The 15,409-nt window shown below is 64.7% G+C and carries 12 protein-coding genes; 11 read left to right on the forward strand and 1 reads right to left on the reverse strand.

The window, feature by feature from the left end:
• The first annotated feature begins 107 nt into the window (after window positions 1–107).
• Complete coding sequence (locus tag V1280_RS02750) at window positions 108–767, forward strand: Crp/Fnr family transcriptional regulator (protein ID WP_334518742.1); 660 nt, start codon at window positions 108–110, stop codon at window positions 765–767.
• Window positions 768–771: 4 nt separating this feature from the next.
• Here the strand turns inward: V1280_RS02750 and V1280_RS02755 are convergent, their stop codons facing one another.
• The gene (locus V1280_RS02755) at window positions 772–1,296 is read right to left on the reverse strand and encodes a flavin reductase family protein (RefSeq protein ID WP_334518744.1); all 525 of its coding nucleotides are present in this window, start codon (window positions 1,294–1,296) and stop codon (window positions 772–774) included.
• Window positions 1,297–1,460: 164 nt separating this feature from the next.
• Between V1280_RS02755 and V1280_RS02760 the strand changes: the two genes are divergently transcribed.
• The 10 genes from V1280_RS02760 to V1280_RS02805 all read left to right on the forward strand — a co-directional run bounded on the left by V1280_RS02760 (window position 1,461) and on the right by V1280_RS02805 (window position 14,938).
• Window positions 1,461–2,672: an ABC transporter substrate-binding protein gene (locus V1280_RS02760; RefSeq protein ID WP_334518746.1), complete on the forward strand. Its 1,212-nt coding sequence runs from the start codon at window positions 1,461–1,463 to the stop codon at window positions 2,670–2,672.
• 4 nt (window positions 2,673–2,676) lie between these two features.
• Window positions 2,677–3,705, forward strand: coding sequence for a branched-chain amino acid ABC transporter permease (locus tag V1280_RS02765; protein ID WP_334518748.1), 1,029 nt, complete (start codon window positions 2,677–2,679; stop codon window positions 3,703–3,705).
• 1 nt (window position 3,706) lies between these two features.
• Entirely contained in the window at window positions 3,707–5,515 is a 1,809-nt protein-coding gene (locus tag V1280_RS02770; protein WP_334518751.1) for a branched-chain amino acid ABC transporter ATP-binding protein/permease, read from the forward strand.
• 2 nt (window positions 5,516–5,517) lie between these two features.
• The gene (locus V1280_RS02775) at window positions 5,518–6,261 is read left to right on the forward strand and encodes an ABC transporter ATP-binding protein (RefSeq protein ID WP_334518753.1); all 744 of its coding nucleotides are present in this window, start codon (window positions 5,518–5,520) and stop codon (window positions 6,259–6,261) included.
• Entirely contained in the window at window positions 6,251–7,648 is a 1,398-nt protein-coding gene (locus V1280_RS02780; RefSeq protein WP_334518755.1) for an amidase, read from the forward strand. Before V1280_RS02775 ends, V1280_RS02780 begins: the two co-directional genes overlap by 11 nt.
• The gene (locus tag V1280_RS02785; RefSeq protein WP_334518757.1) at window positions 7,638–8,486 is read left to right on the forward strand and encodes an alpha/beta fold hydrolase; all 849 of its coding nucleotides are present in this window, start codon (window positions 7,638–7,640) and stop codon (window positions 8,484–8,486) included. The genes V1280_RS02780 and V1280_RS02785 overlap by 11 nt, the downstream gene beginning before the upstream one ends.
• Window positions 8,483–8,875 carry a RidA family protein gene (locus V1280_RS02790; RefSeq protein ID WP_334518759.1) on the forward strand — a complete coding sequence of 131 codons (393 nt, stop codon included), beginning with the start codon at window positions 8,483–8,485 and terminating at the stop codon, window positions 8,873–8,875. The genes V1280_RS02785 and V1280_RS02790 overlap by 4 nt, the downstream gene beginning before the upstream one ends.
• The gene (locus V1280_RS02795) at window positions 8,848–12,384 is read left to right on the forward strand and encodes an indolepyruvate ferredoxin oxidoreductase family protein (protein ID WP_334518761.1); all 3,537 of its coding nucleotides are present in this window, start codon (window positions 8,848–8,850) and stop codon (window positions 12,382–12,384) included. Before V1280_RS02790 ends, V1280_RS02795 begins: the two co-directional genes overlap by 28 nt.
• Window positions 12,385–12,419: 35 nt before the next feature.
• Entirely contained in the window at window positions 12,420–13,139 is a 720-nt protein-coding gene (locus V1280_RS02800) for an SDR family oxidoreductase (protein ID WP_334518763.1), read from the forward strand.
• Between the two features lie 95 nt (window positions 13,140–13,234).
• Window positions 13,235–14,938 carry an amidohydrolase gene (locus V1280_RS02805; protein ID WP_334518765.1) on the forward strand — a complete coding sequence of 568 codons (1,704 nt, stop codon included), beginning with the start codon at window positions 13,235–13,237 and terminating at the stop codon, window positions 14,936–14,938.
• The last annotated feature ends 471 nt before the right edge of the window (window positions 14,939–15,409 follow it).

The raw sequence follows: 15,409 nt of genomic DNA on the forward strand, positions 1-15,409 counted from the left end.
GTCTCCTCTCGCGCTACATTCCTCCGACGTATCTCGACCGTGCCTGGCCCGCTGTATCGCCGGATACCCGTAGGTCGTTCATTTCGAAGAATCGACGGATGTCCCAAATGACGAGGAAGCCCGCCGCTACCTGGCGAATGACGGACGCGCTGGCTGCCAAACTGCAGTCGTTCGAGGGAAAGGTGCGGTCGCGCCGATATGCCGAGGGCGAGCAGCTCTACCGGCAGGGCGAGATCAATTCCTGCTTCTACTTCGTGAAGTCCGGTCTGGTTCAGGTCTCCATCTTCCGGCGAGACGGTACGGAGGTCGTACTCGAGAACATGGGACCTAACGCGCTGTGCGGGGAAGGCGCGGCCTTTGACGGGCTGCCGCGGTTCTCGAGCGCGGTGGCCGTCGAGACGACGGAGGCGCTAGTGTTCGACACGGCCCGCATCGAAGGCCTCATGCGGGAAGACCCGGAGTTCGCACTGGCGTTGCTACGCTTGACCAGCCTGAAGCAACGAATCCTCGCGCTCCGGCTCGAGCATCTGGTCTCCAACGATCCGGAGGAGCGGATCCTCGAACTGCTCGGCCGCCTGAGCGAAATGTTCGCGGTCGATCACGAACGGGGCCGCAAGATTCTGACGCACCTCACCCACGAACAGATCGCCTCGATGACGGGCACGTCTCGCGTCACCGTGACCCGTACCCTCGGGCGATTGCGCGAGAGGGGGCTGCTTTCGGTCGAGGACGGCTTCACGATTCTTATGAAGAATCTGCGCAAGTAGGGTCTTAGCCCGTCCACCAGAGTTCGTCGATGCGGCCACTAGTTTCAGTGTCTTCGTAGGACAGCCGCGCATATTTTCCCCCGTGATAGAGTAGCGGGGTCGCCGGGGTCGCCGGACCGAACATCTCCTCGACGCGGCCGACGAGGATGCGGTGATCGCCGCCCGGATGTTCGGCGTCCAATCGGCAACGGAAGGTCGCGTTCGCGCCTTCGATCCACGGCACGGATTCGCTCTCCTGCCAGCGCCACGTCTGCTCCGCGAGAGGTCTTCCGGCGTGGTGCGTCGAAACGTCCTGCTGATCGGCCGAGAGGATGTTCACCGAAAACGAGCCGACCTTGGCGATCCTCTCCGCCGTTTTGCTGGTCAGCGATGCACAGAACAACAGCAGCGGCGGATCGAGGCTGACCGGCGTCAGCGAGTTCACCGTCATGCCTACCGGCGACGTCTCTCCTGCCACTGCTATCAACGTCACGCCGGTCGTCAGCCTGCGGAACAGCGTGCGGAATTCCCGCATGATTTTTCCGTCCATCGTCTAGTTGCCTCCCAAGCCGCCCATTTTCGGAGCAGAGAGCTACCGGTCTGTAGACGTCCGGTCTGTATCGGGCGGCACAAATCGGCCGATGTATCCTCAGATACAGCGCATCCCCTCCGGCGCTGCCACCATTGCGCGGAAACGGCAACCGCGAGGGAAACATGAGAACGATGACTATGCGACGGCTCACTGCGCTGGGCGTGACGCTACTGACAGCAGCATCCATCGGGTTGCCGGCATCGGGTCCCGCGGTTGCTCAGGAGAAGCCTGAACTGCGCATCGCCGCGATCGTCGCCGTCACGGGCCCGGCATCGGCGCTCGGCGCTCCGGAGCGCAACGCTATCGAACTCTTCGACAAGATCTGGTCGGCTCGGACCGATCTGCCCTTCAAGATCAAGGTCATCTCGTACGACGACGGCTCCGATCCGACCAAGTCGGTCAGCCTGACCCGAAAGGCGATCGAGGAGGACAAGGCGCACGTCGTGGTCTGCTGCACGACGACCCCGGGTTCCATGGCCATCATCGACACGGTCAGTGCGGCCAAGATCACGATGATCTCGATGGCATCGTCCGCGACGATCATCGAACCCGCGAGCGCGCGGCCGTTCACCTTCAAGACGCCGACGTCCGACAAGCTGATGCTCCAGCGCACGCTGGACTACATGAAGCGGCAGGGCATCAAGAAGATCGGCTTCTTCGGCCTGGAGGATGCGTACGGCGAGGGCGGGCTCAAGGAGCTCCAGAACATCGCGAAGGATTTCGGAATCGAGCTTTCCGCGACCGAGCGCTTCGCCCGGCAGGACACCAACTTCACGCCCCAGGCATTACGGCTCAAGCAGGCGGGTCTGGATGCGGTCTACATTCACGCGATCCCGCCGTCGGCGGACCTCGCCCATGAAGCATTGAAGCGCGTTGGCTATAGCGGCGCGATCTATCACGGTGCCGGGTCGTCCATCAACGCGTTCGTGGATATCGGGAAGACCAGCGTCGAGGGCTCAATTGTCGGAGTCGGTGCGCTGAATGTCTACGATCAGATCAAAAAGGACAATCCGCTCCGCCCCGTGCTCGCGAAGTTCGCCGAGACTTACGACGATGCGTATGGGAAAGGTAAGGTGGATCTCTTCGCTGGCCAGTCGTGGGACGCGATGATGCTTGCGGTGAACGCCGGTCAGAACGCCATGGCCGCAGGCGCGACGACGGACGATCTCGCAGCGATGCGTGTCGCGATCAAGGACGCTATGGAGCGGACCAAGGAATGGCCGGGCGTGAACGGGATATTCAACGTCACGCCGACCGATCATCTCGGCCTCGACAAGCGCTCCACCTTCCTGTCGGTGATCAAGGGCGGCAAGTTCGTCCTGATCGAGGAATGATCCGTTGCTGGACACGGTCCTCTTCCTGATCTCGGACGGCGTCACAAATGGCGCCGTCTACGGGCTGCTCGCCCTGAGTCTGATCGTCGTCTACACGGTCACCCGCGTGGTCAACATCGCCCAAGGCGAGTACGTGACGCTGGGCGCGCTCTCGTTCGCGAGCGCGCTTTCGGGATCGTTCAATGGCCTGAGCACGATCGTCGCCGGAGGCCTCGCTGCTTTCGCACTCAAGGATGTCGCCGATGGGCGGCTGAACAACGGGATACGCTTACGGATTCTCGCGTCGCGGGCTCTCTGGATATCCGCCGTCCTTGCGAGCGCGGCTATCGCGAATTTTCTGCCGGGGTCGTATTGGTTCGCAGTGCTGGCGGCTCTCGTCGCCACCTCTTCGCTCGGCACTCTGACCTATCGTCTGACTGTCGAGCCCGTCTCGGGCGCATCGTCGATCGTGTTACTGATAGTCAGCGTCGGCGTCTACATGGTGCTGCACGGGGTCGCGGTGGTGATCTGGGGCGCCGAGCCGCGGTCCGTTCCGCCCGTCGTCGACGGCGGCTTCGCGCTGGGGCCGGTGTTCGTCACCTATCAGAGCCTCTGGATCTGCCTGTCGTCGGTCGCGGCGATGGTCGGCCTGTATCTCTTCTCCGAGCGGACCTTGATCGGCCAGGCGCTGCAGGCGACTGCGGTGAACAGGACGGGCGCGCAGCTTTGCGGCATCCCCGTGGGCGTCGCCGGCCAACTAAGCTTTGCGATCGGCGCCGGCTTCAGTGCGCTGTCGGGCCTCTTGCTCGCCCCGCTGATCACGGCGAACTACGACATGGGTCTGCCGATCGGGTTGAAGGGCTTCGTCGCGGCGGCTCTGGGCGGGATCGTGGAATATCCGACTGCGCTCGTCGGCGTCCTTTTGGTTGGGCTTACCGAGTCCTTTTCGGCCTATCAGGCGAGCGCCTATCGCGACGTCGTCGTCTATCTCATGGTGATCCCCATTCTGCTGTGGCGGAACGCAGCGCGTCCTCCCGAAACCCATGGACACTGACATGGCTTCCTCCTCCCAGCTCGAGCGAGCGTCGGGCGCGCGGTCGTGGCGCACCCCCGGCGTGGCCTCGTTCGTCGTCGCCGTCGCGCTCTTCGTCGTGGCCGCTGTGATTGCCGCTCTCGGTCCGCAATACGACGTCACGCTTCTGGTGACCGTTGGACTGTCGGCTATCGCCGCGATGGGGCTCACGTTGCTGCTAATCGCGGGACAGGTCTCGCTCGGACAGGCGGCGTTCATGGCCGTCGGTGCGTACGTCCCGGCGATCCTCGCGCGCGACCACGGCGTGCCGGCCGTGCTCGCGCTGCTCGCCGGCGTCGCGACGTCCGCGATCATGGGGACGATCATCGGCGCGATCACGCTGAGATTGAAGGGGCACTTCCTGCCGCTGGCGACGTTGGCCATCGGCATGGCTTGCAGCGCCGGTATCGTGGCCGCCGGCAACTTGACGGGCGGCGCTTCCGGGTTCGGACAGATCCCGCCCTTGTCGATCGGTTCGTTCCAACTGGTGGACGACCGCGCATTCGCGATCTTCGTCTGGTCTATCGTCGCAATCGCAGGCGGAGGGTTCTCGCGGATGCTCAACACCCGAACTGGACGCGCGATCGCGGCGCTGAAGTCCGACATCGAAATGGCGGAGGTGTTCGGCGTAAACGCGACGCGCCTCCGGCTTCTAGTCTTCGTGGTGGCAGCCACGCTGGCGGGGCTGTCCGGCGGACTGTATGCCTTCTATTTCAAGTTCATCAGCCCGGCGCCGTTCGGGCTCACTTCGAGCGTCAATCTTCTGATCGCATGTATCTTCGGCGGCATGTCGCACCCGTTTGGGGCCGTGCTGGGCGCGTCGGCCGTCACCGCGCTGGAGATGTTTCTCCAGAACATTGTGGCGCGCATGCTCGGCCTTTCCGGAAACGTCGAGATGATCGTGTTCGGCGTCGTGCTGATCGGGGTCCTGCTGCGCTGGCCGGGCGGCATCTGGTCGGCGCTGCAGCGGCTGTGGCCGGCTTTCTCGGTGGCGCGGCCGACGCGCAACATCGAACTGACGCCGTCGAAGCGAGGCGCGGACGGCGACGATCTGCTGTCGGTCAAGGGGATCGCGAAGAACTTCGGCGGAGTGAAGGCGCTTCGCGGCGTGACGTTCTCGGTCCCTGCGGACCAGATCGTCGGTTTGATCGGACCGAACGGCGCGGGCAAATCGACGACGTTCAACATTGCGACCGGTCTTCTCGATCCGTCGGAAGGAAGCGTGTCGCTCATGGGGGCGCCGCCGCCGTCCCGGGTATGCGATCTCGTCCATCGCGGCGTATCCCGCACCTTCCAGCACGTGCGGGTCGTTCCGGAACGGACGGTCCTAGAGAACGTCGCGTTCGGCGCCTATGCGCAGGGACGATCGGGGATGATCGCCGGCATGTTCGGCCTGGACCGTGCCGAGGAGGCCGCGACCTTCGCGAAGGCCTGGCGGGCTCTCGAAATCGTCGAGCTCGATGAACTCGCTCATGAACCTGCCTCCCGCCTGGCGATGGGGCAGGCCAGGCTGTTGGAAGTCGCGCGTGCGCTGGTCAGCCGTCCTCGACTGCTGTTGCTGGACGAGCCTGCCGCCGGCCTCCGGACCGGCGAGAAGCTCCGGCTCGTCACTCTACTGCACCGTCTCAAGCGCGCTGGAATGTCCGTTCTCCTCGTCGAGCACGACATGGACCTCGTCATGAACTGCGTGGACCGGGTCGTCGTCCTCGATCAGGGGGAGGGATTGATGACCGGCCATCCCGACGAAGTCCGACGGGATGAGCGCGTCATCGCGGCCTATCTGGGAACCTGATCATGCCTCATCTGCACGTCAGCGGATTGAACGTGGGCTACGGCCGGGCGACCGTGCTCGACTCCCTCGACCTCGAAGTGAAGCCCGGAGAGCTGATTACGGTCCTCGGCGCCAACGGCGCAGGCAAGTCGACGTTACTCAACGGCCTCATGGGTCTTTGCCCGCCGCGCGCGGGATCTGTCTCTCTCGACGGCGTCGAACTCACCGGTCTTCGTCCAGAGCAGTTGGTGGGACGCGGCGTGGTCCTCGTTCCCGAGAGGCGCGAGCTCTTCGGCAATCTGCCGGTGGAGGTGAACCTCAGGCTCGGCGGGTACCGGACCGGAGCGCCGGCGACGTCGCTGGAGAGGATCTACGGACTGTTTCCGAAGCTTGCCGAACGTCGCAGACAAAAGGCGGCGACCTTGTCGGGCGGCGAGCAGCAGATGTTGGCCGTCGGCCGTGCGCTGATGGCGGAGCCCCGGCTCCTGATGCTCGACGAGCCCTCGATCGGCCTGGCGCCGTTGATCGTTCAGGAGATCTTTCGGGTCGTCCATCAACTGAAGTCGGAAGGCCTGACGATTATTCTCGTCGAACAGAACGCACGGCTCGCGCTGTCGGTCGCCGATCGGGGCTACGTGCTCGAGGTCGGACGCATCGTGCTGCAGGGGTCGAGCGCCGAACTGGCGGCGGATCCGCGTCTCGGCCAGGCCTATCTGGGCGGTGGCTCGGATTACGCCGCCGCAAGGGACCAAGTCTATGTCGATTGAAGGCGAAGCCGCCCGGCTCCACGAACGCTACAAGCGCGGCGAAATATCGCCGGTCGAGGTGACGCGGTCGCAACTCGACGCGCTCCCTGGCTTGGACGAAGGCATCAACGCCTTCGTTCTGGTCGACGAGGCGGTCGCGCTGAAGATGGCGCGGGCATCCGAGGAACGTTATCGCAAGGGCGAGGCTCTCGGTCCGTTGGACGGCATCCCGATCACCGTCAAGGATACCCTCAACGTCGCAGGTTGGCCGACACGCCGCGGATCGCGGACGACCTCCGAAGCCGCTGCGTCCGACGATGCGGTCTCGATGGCTCGCCTTCGCTCGGCCGGCGCGGTGTTCCTCGGCAAGACGACGACGCCCGAGTTCGCCTGGAAGGGGCTGACCGAAAGTCCCTTGAACGGTGTGACGACGAATCCGCTGGACCGGGCATTGCACGCCGGCGGCAGCAGCGGGGGCGCCGCGGCGGCGACCGCGCTTGGACTCGGGCTCGCGGGCATCGGATCCGATGCGGCAGGTTCGGTCCGCATTCCCGCGGCATTCTGCGGAGTGGTGGGCTACAAGCCGACGTTCGGGACGATCCCGCTCGTCCCGTACCCGTCTGCGTTCTGGCAGCTTCCGCACGTGGGACCGATCACGCGGACCGTAGCGGATGCGGCGCTGGTCGCGACCGTCATGAGCGGCGCGACGGGATCGGACCCGTCATCCTTGGGCCAAGTCCCCCTGCGCGAACGCATGGCGGATTCCCGGGATCCGTCAGGGATCCGGATCGGTGTTCCCGCCGGCGTGGCCGGCCATCTCGCTCCGGAGGTCAGGGAAGCTTGGGAAGACGCGCTACCGGTCCTCTTTCCGAACTCGCCGGTCGTTACGGTCGATGTCCCGATCGAAGAGTCGCGTGACATTGTCGCCGCCCTGTATCGGCTCGGCTGCGCCTACGCCGTGGCGCAGGTCCCGAAGGACCGACGGGCGGATATTCATGCCGACATTCTGGACTTCATCGAGCCGGTGATGGGTCTTCGGGCGGACGAACTGCTCACGCTGCAGCGGAGGCGCGGAGAGATCGCGAGCCGAACGTCCGCGTTGTTGACTGACAAGATCGACGTATTTCTCACGCCAACGATGCCAGGACTGCCGCCGCGCGTGGACGCCGCAGCCGCCGCGGCCTCCGATTGGTTCGCTTGGTGCCCGTTCACGCCGTTGTTCAATCTCTCGCACGGCCCGGCCGTCTCGGTGCCATGGCGCACGAGCCCTGGAGCGTTTCCCATCGGATTGCAGGTCGGCGCCGCGTCCGGACGGGACGGTGCGGCGATCGCCGCTGCCGCGATGATCGAGGCGGCCGGCGCGCGACGGTCCGCGGTGCGGTCACGGACTGCGATCGATGTCTCCTGACGATCCTGCGGCATCGACTCCCGTGCGCGAGACGCTACAGACCGGCCTGCTGACGTCGGGCGAACCTGCGCGCCTGTCGTTCCTGAGGGCAGGCCGCGGCCATCCGGTAATCCTCCTGCACGGCTTCGCCTCCGATGCTGCGGACGACTGGGTCGGGACCGGTTGGTTCGATTCCCTCGTCACGGCCGGATACGACGTGTGCGCGCCGGATCTGCGAGGTCACGGCAGAAGCCTCAAATCGTCCGAACCTGCAGATTATCGGCTGGACGCGTTCGCTCAAGACGTTGCTGCGCTGTGTGGGCATTGCTGGGGGAACGCCGAACTGGCTCTTGTCGGCTATTCGATGGGCGCTCATGTGGCGATGGCCGCAGCGCTTGCGCTCGGTAACCGCGTGAAGAGGCTGGTGCTAGGGGGCATGGGCGACCGGATCGCGGCGACGGTTGGCCTCGCGCCAGAGTTCGCGGATGCGCTCGACGCACGCGACGAAGCGCGGCTCGGAGCATTTCCGTCATATGCCGTCCGTTTCAGGCGGCATGCAGAGTCTCTCCCATACAACGACCTTCCTGTCCTCGCGGCTTGCCTGCGAGGACAGTCGGCTCGCTTCGATCTCGGTCTGCTCTCGTCGTTCGTCGCGCCGACGCTGGTCGTTGTAGGGCGGCGGGACAAGCTGGCCGGCGATCCGCAGCCGGTCGCTGCGGCGTTCGCGTCGGGGACCGGCGCGACGGTGCCGGGCATCGGTCACGTTGATGCTCTCGCGGATCCCGACTTCCGGCAGTGCGCTTTGGCATTTCTCGAAGGCGCGTTCGCGCCGCATACGACGCAGGAGGTTTCCGCGTGACCAGCAGATCCAGAACCTACGGCGCACTGCCGGCTCCGTTCGGGAAGTTCGCCCACGCGACGGTGCTTCCGATCGCCGGGACGAAGCTCGTCTTCGTCTCCGGCGTCACCGCCCGCGAATCTGGTGCCGTGGACGCCGAAGCGCAGACGCGGGTCATCTACGAACGCATCCGGACCGTTCTCGAGGAGGAGGGCGGAGGATTCCAGCACGTGCTGAAGATGAACGTGTTCGTGCTCGACATCGCCGACTATCCCGCGACGAACCGGATCCGCGAGGAATTCTTTGCGGGCCTCGATGCGCCGGCGAGCACGCTCGTCGAGGTCTCGGGCTTCGTCCGTCCCGATGTGCGGGTGGAGATCGAATGCACCGCCGCGATACCGCAAAACTGACTGAGCTTCGGGGTACGACTGCCATGCGCGAACTATCTCTTTCGGACAAATACGACGTCACCGAAGGGACGATCTTCATCACGGGCAAACAGGCGCTGTCGCGGGTCCCTCTGCTGCAGCGACAGCTGGACGACAGGCGCGGGCTGCGCACGGCGGGTTATATCTCCGGCTATCGCGGATCTCCGCTCGGAACCATCGACAGCGAGCTCCTCAAGATCGCGGACCGACTGAAGGCCGCGGACATCGTGTTCCAGCCCGGCCTGAACGAAGACCTGGCGATGACCGCGGTGTGGGGCAGTCAGCAGTTGGACTTCGTGCCCGGTCGGCGCTTCGACGGCGTGTTCGGCATGTGGTATGGCAAGGGTCCGGGCGTGGATCGGTCCGGAGACGCGATCAAGCATGCCAACATGTCCGGCACCCACCCGAACGGGGGCGTACTGCTTGTCTTCGGCGACGACCATGCCGGCAAGTCGTCCTCGCTCGCCCATCAGAGCGACCTGGCACTCGCCGCGCACGAAGTACCGATCCTCTACCCGTCGGACACGCGCGACATCTTCAAGTTCGGCCTGGCCGGCATCGCGATGTCGCGCGAGACCGGGCTTCTGGCGGGACTGAAGCTGGTCAACGAGACGGCGGACTGCACCCAGGCCGTGGAGATCTCGCTGGACGAGCTCGCTCCGGTGCTCGATGCCGTCTCTCCAGCGCGCGACGACGTCAGCATCCGCGTCGAGATGCTCGCGGTGACCGCGCAGGATCGCCGCGTGGTCCGCAACAAGCTTCCGCGCGTGCACGCCTTCACGCGGCGCAACGCGATCGACCGCGTCGCGTTCGGCTCCGACCATCCCACCCGGCTCGGCATCGTGACGGCCGGCAAGGCATTTCAGGACGTGATCGACGGACTGAGACTGCTCGGCATCGACGACGGCGGCGCGCAGCGGCTGGGCATCGGCGTGCTGAAGGTCGGCTTGATCTATCCGCTCGATCCCGAGCCTCTGATCGCCTTCGCGCGGGCGGTGCCGGAACTCCTCTTCGTCGAAGAAAAGCGCGCGCACATGGAGCTTCAGGCGGCGGCTCTCCTGTACCATTCCGACAGACGGCCGAATATCTCGGGAAAGGCCACGCCGGAGAGCGGCACCCTGCTGCCGTCCGACGAGCCGCTGGATGCAGCAACCGTAGCCGTCGCCATCGGGCGGCGCATTCTCGCAGTCGGCTCGTCCGCGCAGCCCGACTTCGCGGCGCTGCGCCTCGCGCTGGACAGTCTCTCCGGGCGCGTCGCGTCGTCCGGCCGGCTCGATGCCGCACCGTTAGCGCGCCGTCCCGTGTTCTGCTCCGGATGTCCGCACAACCGCTCGACCAAGCTGCCGGACGGCTCGTTCGGCGTGGCCGGCATCGGCTGCCACGGCCTGGTGCAGTTTATGGACCGTAACCCGCTTCCCTGCACGCACATGGGAGCGGAGGGAGTGAACTGGATCGGACTGTCGCATTTCACCGAGACCAAGCATGTCTTCGTCAATCTCGGAGACGGAACGTTCTCTCATTCTGGATCGCTGGCGATCCGTGCGGCGGCCGCTTCCGACGCGAACGTGACGTTCAAGATCCTTGCGAACGACGTCGTCGCCATGACGGGAGGACAGACGGTCGAGAGCGGTCTGTCGGTCGGCGCCATGGTCCGCCAGGTCCTGCTCGAAGGGGCCAAGCGCGTCGTCGTCGTGGCGGAAGACCCGGAAACCGTCCGATCCAGCCAATCGCTGCCGCCGCAGGTCGAACTCATCCACCGCACGCAGATGGAGAACGTGCAGCGCGAACTTCGGGAGATTCCCGGGACCACCGTGATCGTCTACGTCCAGATCTGCGCCACCGAGAAGCGCAAGCGGCGCAAGCGCGGCAAGGCACCTGCCGCCGCGAAAGGTGTGGTTATCAACCCCGCGGTTTGCGAGGGATGCGGAGACTGCTCCTCCGCGTCGAACTGCATGTCGGTGCAGCCTCTCGAAACGGAGTTCGGCCGGAAGCGGCGCATCGACCAGGCCAGTTGCAACAGTGACATGACTTGCCTCGAAGGCTTCTGCCCGTCGTTCGTGACTATCGAGCATGGAGAGATGAAGAAGCCCGCTCCCATCGACATCGAAGCGACCGTCGGAGGGCTGCCGGCGCCGGCCGCGCGCAAGCCCGGGCCCGAAGCCTTCGGCATCCTGCTCGCCGGCATCGGCGGCACCGGCGTCGTCACCGCCTCGGCCATCGTCGGCATGGCAGCGCACCTGGAGGGACGGGGCGTCGGCATCTATGACATGACCGGGCTCGCCCAGAAGGGAGGCGCCGTCTACAGCCATCTGCGCATCTTTCCGTCGCCGTCCGGCGTCGCTCCGATGCGGCTCGGTCTCGACGATGCCGATCTCTTGATCGCGTCGGATGCGGTCGCCGCCACGCAACTCGACTCGCTGAAGACCGTCCGAGCCGCGACCGAGATTCTGCTCGACGGACAGGTGATGGCTACCCAGGCTTTTCATGAGAACGGAAACGTCGATCTCGACGCCGAACGTCTCGTTTGCCGCCTCGAGCAGCGCGCGGGCCATAAGGCTGTGCGCGTTCCGGCGAACGAGCTCGCACGCCGGGCGTTCGGCGATCCCATCGCCGCGAACATGATCATGCTCGGCTACGCGTTCCAGATGGGGATGTTGCCGGTCGATTGGCGCTCGATGGAGCGGGCGATCCGCATCAACGGCGCGGACGTGGACGGCACGCTGCGCGCGTTCCGCCTGGGCCGACTGTATTTCGCTGATCCACAGGCCGCCGAAGCGCTCTTCGAAGCGGACGAACCGCCGATGGCCACGGCGCCCGCATCGGACCGGACGCTGCAGGAGCGCATCAGCGTCCGCGTCGACGCGCTGCGCGCCTACCAGGACACGGCATACGCCGATCGTTTCCGATCCCTGGTGGAGCGCGTGCAGGCGGCCGAGGAGAGGGCGTCGCCAGGTTCCCGCCGCCTGACCGAGGCGGTGGCGACGAGCGCGTTTCGCCTCATGGCTTACAAGGACGAGTACGAAGTGGCGCGGCTGCTGACCGACGCTACCTTCTGGAGCGGGATTCGGCGGCGGTTCGACGGCGGCTCGCTCAAGCTTCATCTCGCGCCGCCGATGCTCTCCGGCCGCGATCCCGCCAGCGGCCGTCCGCGCAAGATGGCGTTCTCAGCCAATCTGCTTCTCCCGGCGCTGCGGATGTTGACGCGCTTCAAGTGGTTGCGTGGGACGGCGTTCGATCCGTTCGGTTGGACACGCGAGCGGAAGTCGGAGCGCCGGCTGCGCGACGAATATCTCGGAACGGTGCGGGATATCGCCGACGCGCTCGACGGTTCGAATCTCGATGCCGCGATCGCCCTCGCGTCGTACCCGCAGGAGATCCGAGGCTACGGAACCGTCAAGGAAGCCTCGATTGTGCGCGTCGAACCGAAGGCAAAGGAACTCAAATGCCGTTTCGCCGAACAGTCGCGAAACCGTCTCACGTCGGCCGCGTGAACGTGGGCGCAAACGTGTCGATGTCAGGAGGATGCATGTACGGAAGTCTGCAAGGGGAACGCGTTCTGGTCGTGGGCGGTAGTTCGGGCATCGGATTGGCGGTCGCGCAGCGGGCGTGCGAAGCCGGTGCGTCGGTCACAATCGCGTCCCGCTCCACGGCCAAACTCGACGCCGCGCTCGCCGGACTTCCCCGGACCGCCAAGTCGGCGCAGATGGATACCTCCAACTATTCCTCGATCGATTTGTTCTTCGCCGGCGAGCCGGAATGGGATCATGTGGTGGTGTCGGCGGCGCAGACGACCAGCGGTCCAGTTCGGAAGGCCGACCTGACGGACGCACGCGCCACCATGGAGAGCAAGTTCTGGGGCGCCTATCATGTGGCCCGGGCGGCGAAGATCAGAAGCGGAGGCTCGCTCTGCTTCATTTCCGGCTTCCGGAGCGCGCGTCCCTCCGCAAACACCGTGCTGCAGGGAGCCGTGAACGCGGCGCTCGAGGCGTTGACGCGCGGGCTTGCGCTCGAACTCGCGCCGGTGCGGGTCAACGCGGTTTCGCCCGGCCTGGTCGCTACGCCGATGTGGTCCGGCATGGCCGAGGCCGAGCGCGAGAAGATGTTTGCCGGCGCGGCGGAGCGCTTGCCGCTGCGTCGCATTGGAGAGGCATCGAACATCGCGAGCGCGGTCCTCTTTCTCGCCTGCAATCCGTTCTCGACCGGTTCGACCGTCGTCGTCGATGGGGGCGCCACCATCGCGGCGTGAACGAGTGCCAGATCGTTGGACCGCTTCGACAGGCGCGGCTATCATCGAAGAAAGAGAGATGTTCGGCTATTGAACACAATAATCGGGAGGTTGGAATGGTCTGCAGGTCGACAGCGCTCGCCATGCTCGGTGCGGGAATTCTGCTTGCGGGCGCAGCGCCCGCCGTAGCCCAGCAGTCGGACGTCAATTCGCCTGATCTAGTCCTCGTCAACGGAAAGGTCCTGACCCTCGACGAGCAATCCAGCGTGACCGAGGCGATCGCCGTTCGGGACGGAAAGATTCTCGCGACCGGAAGCAATGCGTCGATCAGGGCGCTCGCTACAGCGCGCACACGCGTGCTCGACGTGTCCGGCAAGACCGTGATCCCCGGCCTGATCGACACCCATGCCCACTTCAAGGCTGCCGGGCTCGCCGACTACGTCGTCAACATGAGCCGCGCGAAGACGGTTGCCGACGCGCTCGAAGCGATCAAGACGTTCGTGGCCAAGAAGAGGCCGGGAGACTGGATCGTGGGTGGCGCGTGGCACCCGCCGTCGCAGCTCGCGGAGAAACGCTATCTGACCAGGCAAGAAATCGATAGCGTCGCTCCCGACAACCCGGTCTACCTGCGGACAGTTGGCCATTTCTCGATGGCGAACTCAATGGCCCTGCAGAAGGCAGCCGTCGACAAGACCACCGCGAACCCGAGCGGCGGATCCTTCGAGCGCGACGCGGCCGGCGAATTGACCGGCGTCCTCGTCGAGACGGCGATCGACCGGGTCGAGAAGGCCGTTCCGCCGTGGACCGAAGAGGATGAAATCAGGCAGTTCACCCTCGCAGAGGGTGCGCTGAACAGTTTTGGGATCACGAGCGCGGTCGAAGGCGCCACGGAAGCGCGCGACGTCCGAACACTGCAGAAAATCGCCGCGTCCGGACAAGCGACGTTACGGACGGGACTGATGTTCAGACCCGAGCCGCCCGCCGAATTGACCGCCTGGGAGGCGATCATTTCGGGTAACGGAGCTTCGTCCGGCTTCGGCGACGACTGGGTCAGGTTCGCCGGCATCAAGATCTTCTACGATGGCGGCATGACTCTGAAGACGGCGCTGATGCGCGACGTCTATCCGGACTCGCACGACAACTACCACGGTATCGCCCAGCAGACCCCCGAGCGGCTGACGCAACTCGTCTCAATCTGCAATCGCTACGGCTGGCGCGTCGGCGTGCACGTCGTGGGCGATCTCGGCATCGACCAAGTGCTCGACGCTTTCGAGGCGGCCGACAAAGAAAAGTCCATACGCGACCGCCGTTTTGTTCTCATCCACGCGAGTCTGATCAGGCCCGAGCAGATGGAGCGCGCTCACAAGTTGGGGGTCAGGGTCGATTTCCAGAACGTCTTCATGTGGGACAAGGCCGCGACCGTCGAGCGCTTCCTGGGACGGCCGACAGCCGATCGCGCGGTGCCAACCAAGACCTTGATCTCGAAAATGGGTTTGGACAACCTCGGCGCCGGAACCGACTTCCCCGTCAACCCGATCAATCCGTTCCTCAATATGTACATCATGGTGACGCGGAAAGATCCCAATGGGAGTGTCTACGGCGCGGCGGAAGCCATCAGTCGCGAACAGGCGCTCCGCCTCTACACGTCGGCGGCTTCGCGTTACACGTTCGACGAAGCACGGAAAGGTACGATCCAACCCGGCAGGCTTGCCGATCTCACGGTCCTTTCCGCGGATTACATGGCCGTACCGGAAGAGCAGATCAAAGACATCAAGGCGGACATCACGCTTGTCGGAGGCAAAGTCGTCTTTCAACGCTGACTCAGGGAGGAGGCTGATGCCAAAGCGCGTAGTGTCGACGTCGAGAGCATCCGCCGACGCCGAACGCTTGGGCCGGAGCACAGCAGCGTGGGGAGTGCCTCCGATGTGTTCCGGACATCTGACGGTATTTGAAGATTGTGTTAGTGCCAGCACTGTCTGTGTTTGTTGCGCACGCGACGCACCATCCAGTCGATAGACCTCGATAGGTAGCGGAATTGCGAGTGCTTGTGAGGAGCAAAATTATTCTGTGAATTCAAGACTGAAAGATTGCGGCGGGTATACCGTCGGCACTTGTCCGTCAGACATGGAAATTTGTATTTGCAAATCAACAGGGAAGTGCCGTTCGAAATGATAGAGTGGGAAGTAGTGCGGCCGGCTGCGATCGCGCACTTTAGCGTAGTTATTGCCGCTTCCTCTAGCATTTCATGACGCCGACCGAAGTAGTGACATTGGCTTATCTCGGTCGAGGTC

This window comes from Bradyrhizobium sp. AZCC 2230 (assembly GCF_036924495.1).
GTDB lineage: Bacteria > Pseudomonadota > Alphaproteobacteria > Rhizobiales > Xanthobacteraceae > Bradyrhizobium > Bradyrhizobium rifense.

Excerpts from the sequence above, each read along its gene's own strand:
- V1280_RS02785 (WP_334518757.1), top strand. The coding sequence starts at position 7,638 with ATGTCTCCTGACGATCCTGCGGCATCGACTCCCGTGCGCGAGACGCTA.
- V1280_RS02755 (WP_334518744.1), bottom strand. The coding sequence starts at position 1,296 with ATGGACGGAAAAATCATGCGGGAATTCCGCACGCTGTTCCGCAGGCTG.
- V1280_RS02805 (WP_334518765.1), top strand. The coding sequence starts at position 13,235 with ATGGTCTGCAGGTCGACAGCGCTCGCCATGCTCGGTGCGGGAATTCTG.
- V1280_RS02760 (WP_334518746.1), top strand. The coding sequence starts at position 1,461 with ATGAGAACGATGACTATGCGACGGCTCACTGCGCTGGGCGTGACGCTA.
- V1280_RS02750 (WP_334518742.1), top strand. The coding sequence starts at position 108 with ATGACGAGGAAGCCCGCCGCTACCTGGCGAATGACGGACGCGCTGGCT.
- V1280_RS02795 (WP_334518761.1), top strand. The coding sequence starts at position 8,848 with ATGCACCGCCGCGATACCGCAAAACTGACTGAGCTTCGGGGTACGACT.
- V1280_RS02780 (WP_334518755.1), top strand. The coding sequence starts at position 6,251 with ATGTCGATTGAAGGCGAAGCCGCCCGGCTCCACGAACGCTACAAGCGC.
- V1280_RS02775 (WP_334518753.1), top strand. The coding sequence starts at position 5,518 with ATGCCTCATCTGCACGTCAGCGGATTGAACGTGGGCTACGGCCGGGCG.
- V1280_RS02770 (WP_334518751.1), top strand. The coding sequence starts at position 3,707 with ATGGCTTCCTCCTCCCAGCTCGAGCGAGCGTCGGGCGCGCGGTCGTGG.
- V1280_RS02800 (WP_334518763.1), top strand. The coding sequence starts at position 12,420 with ATGTACGGAAGTCTGCAAGGGGAACGCGTTCTGGTCGTGGGCGGTAGT.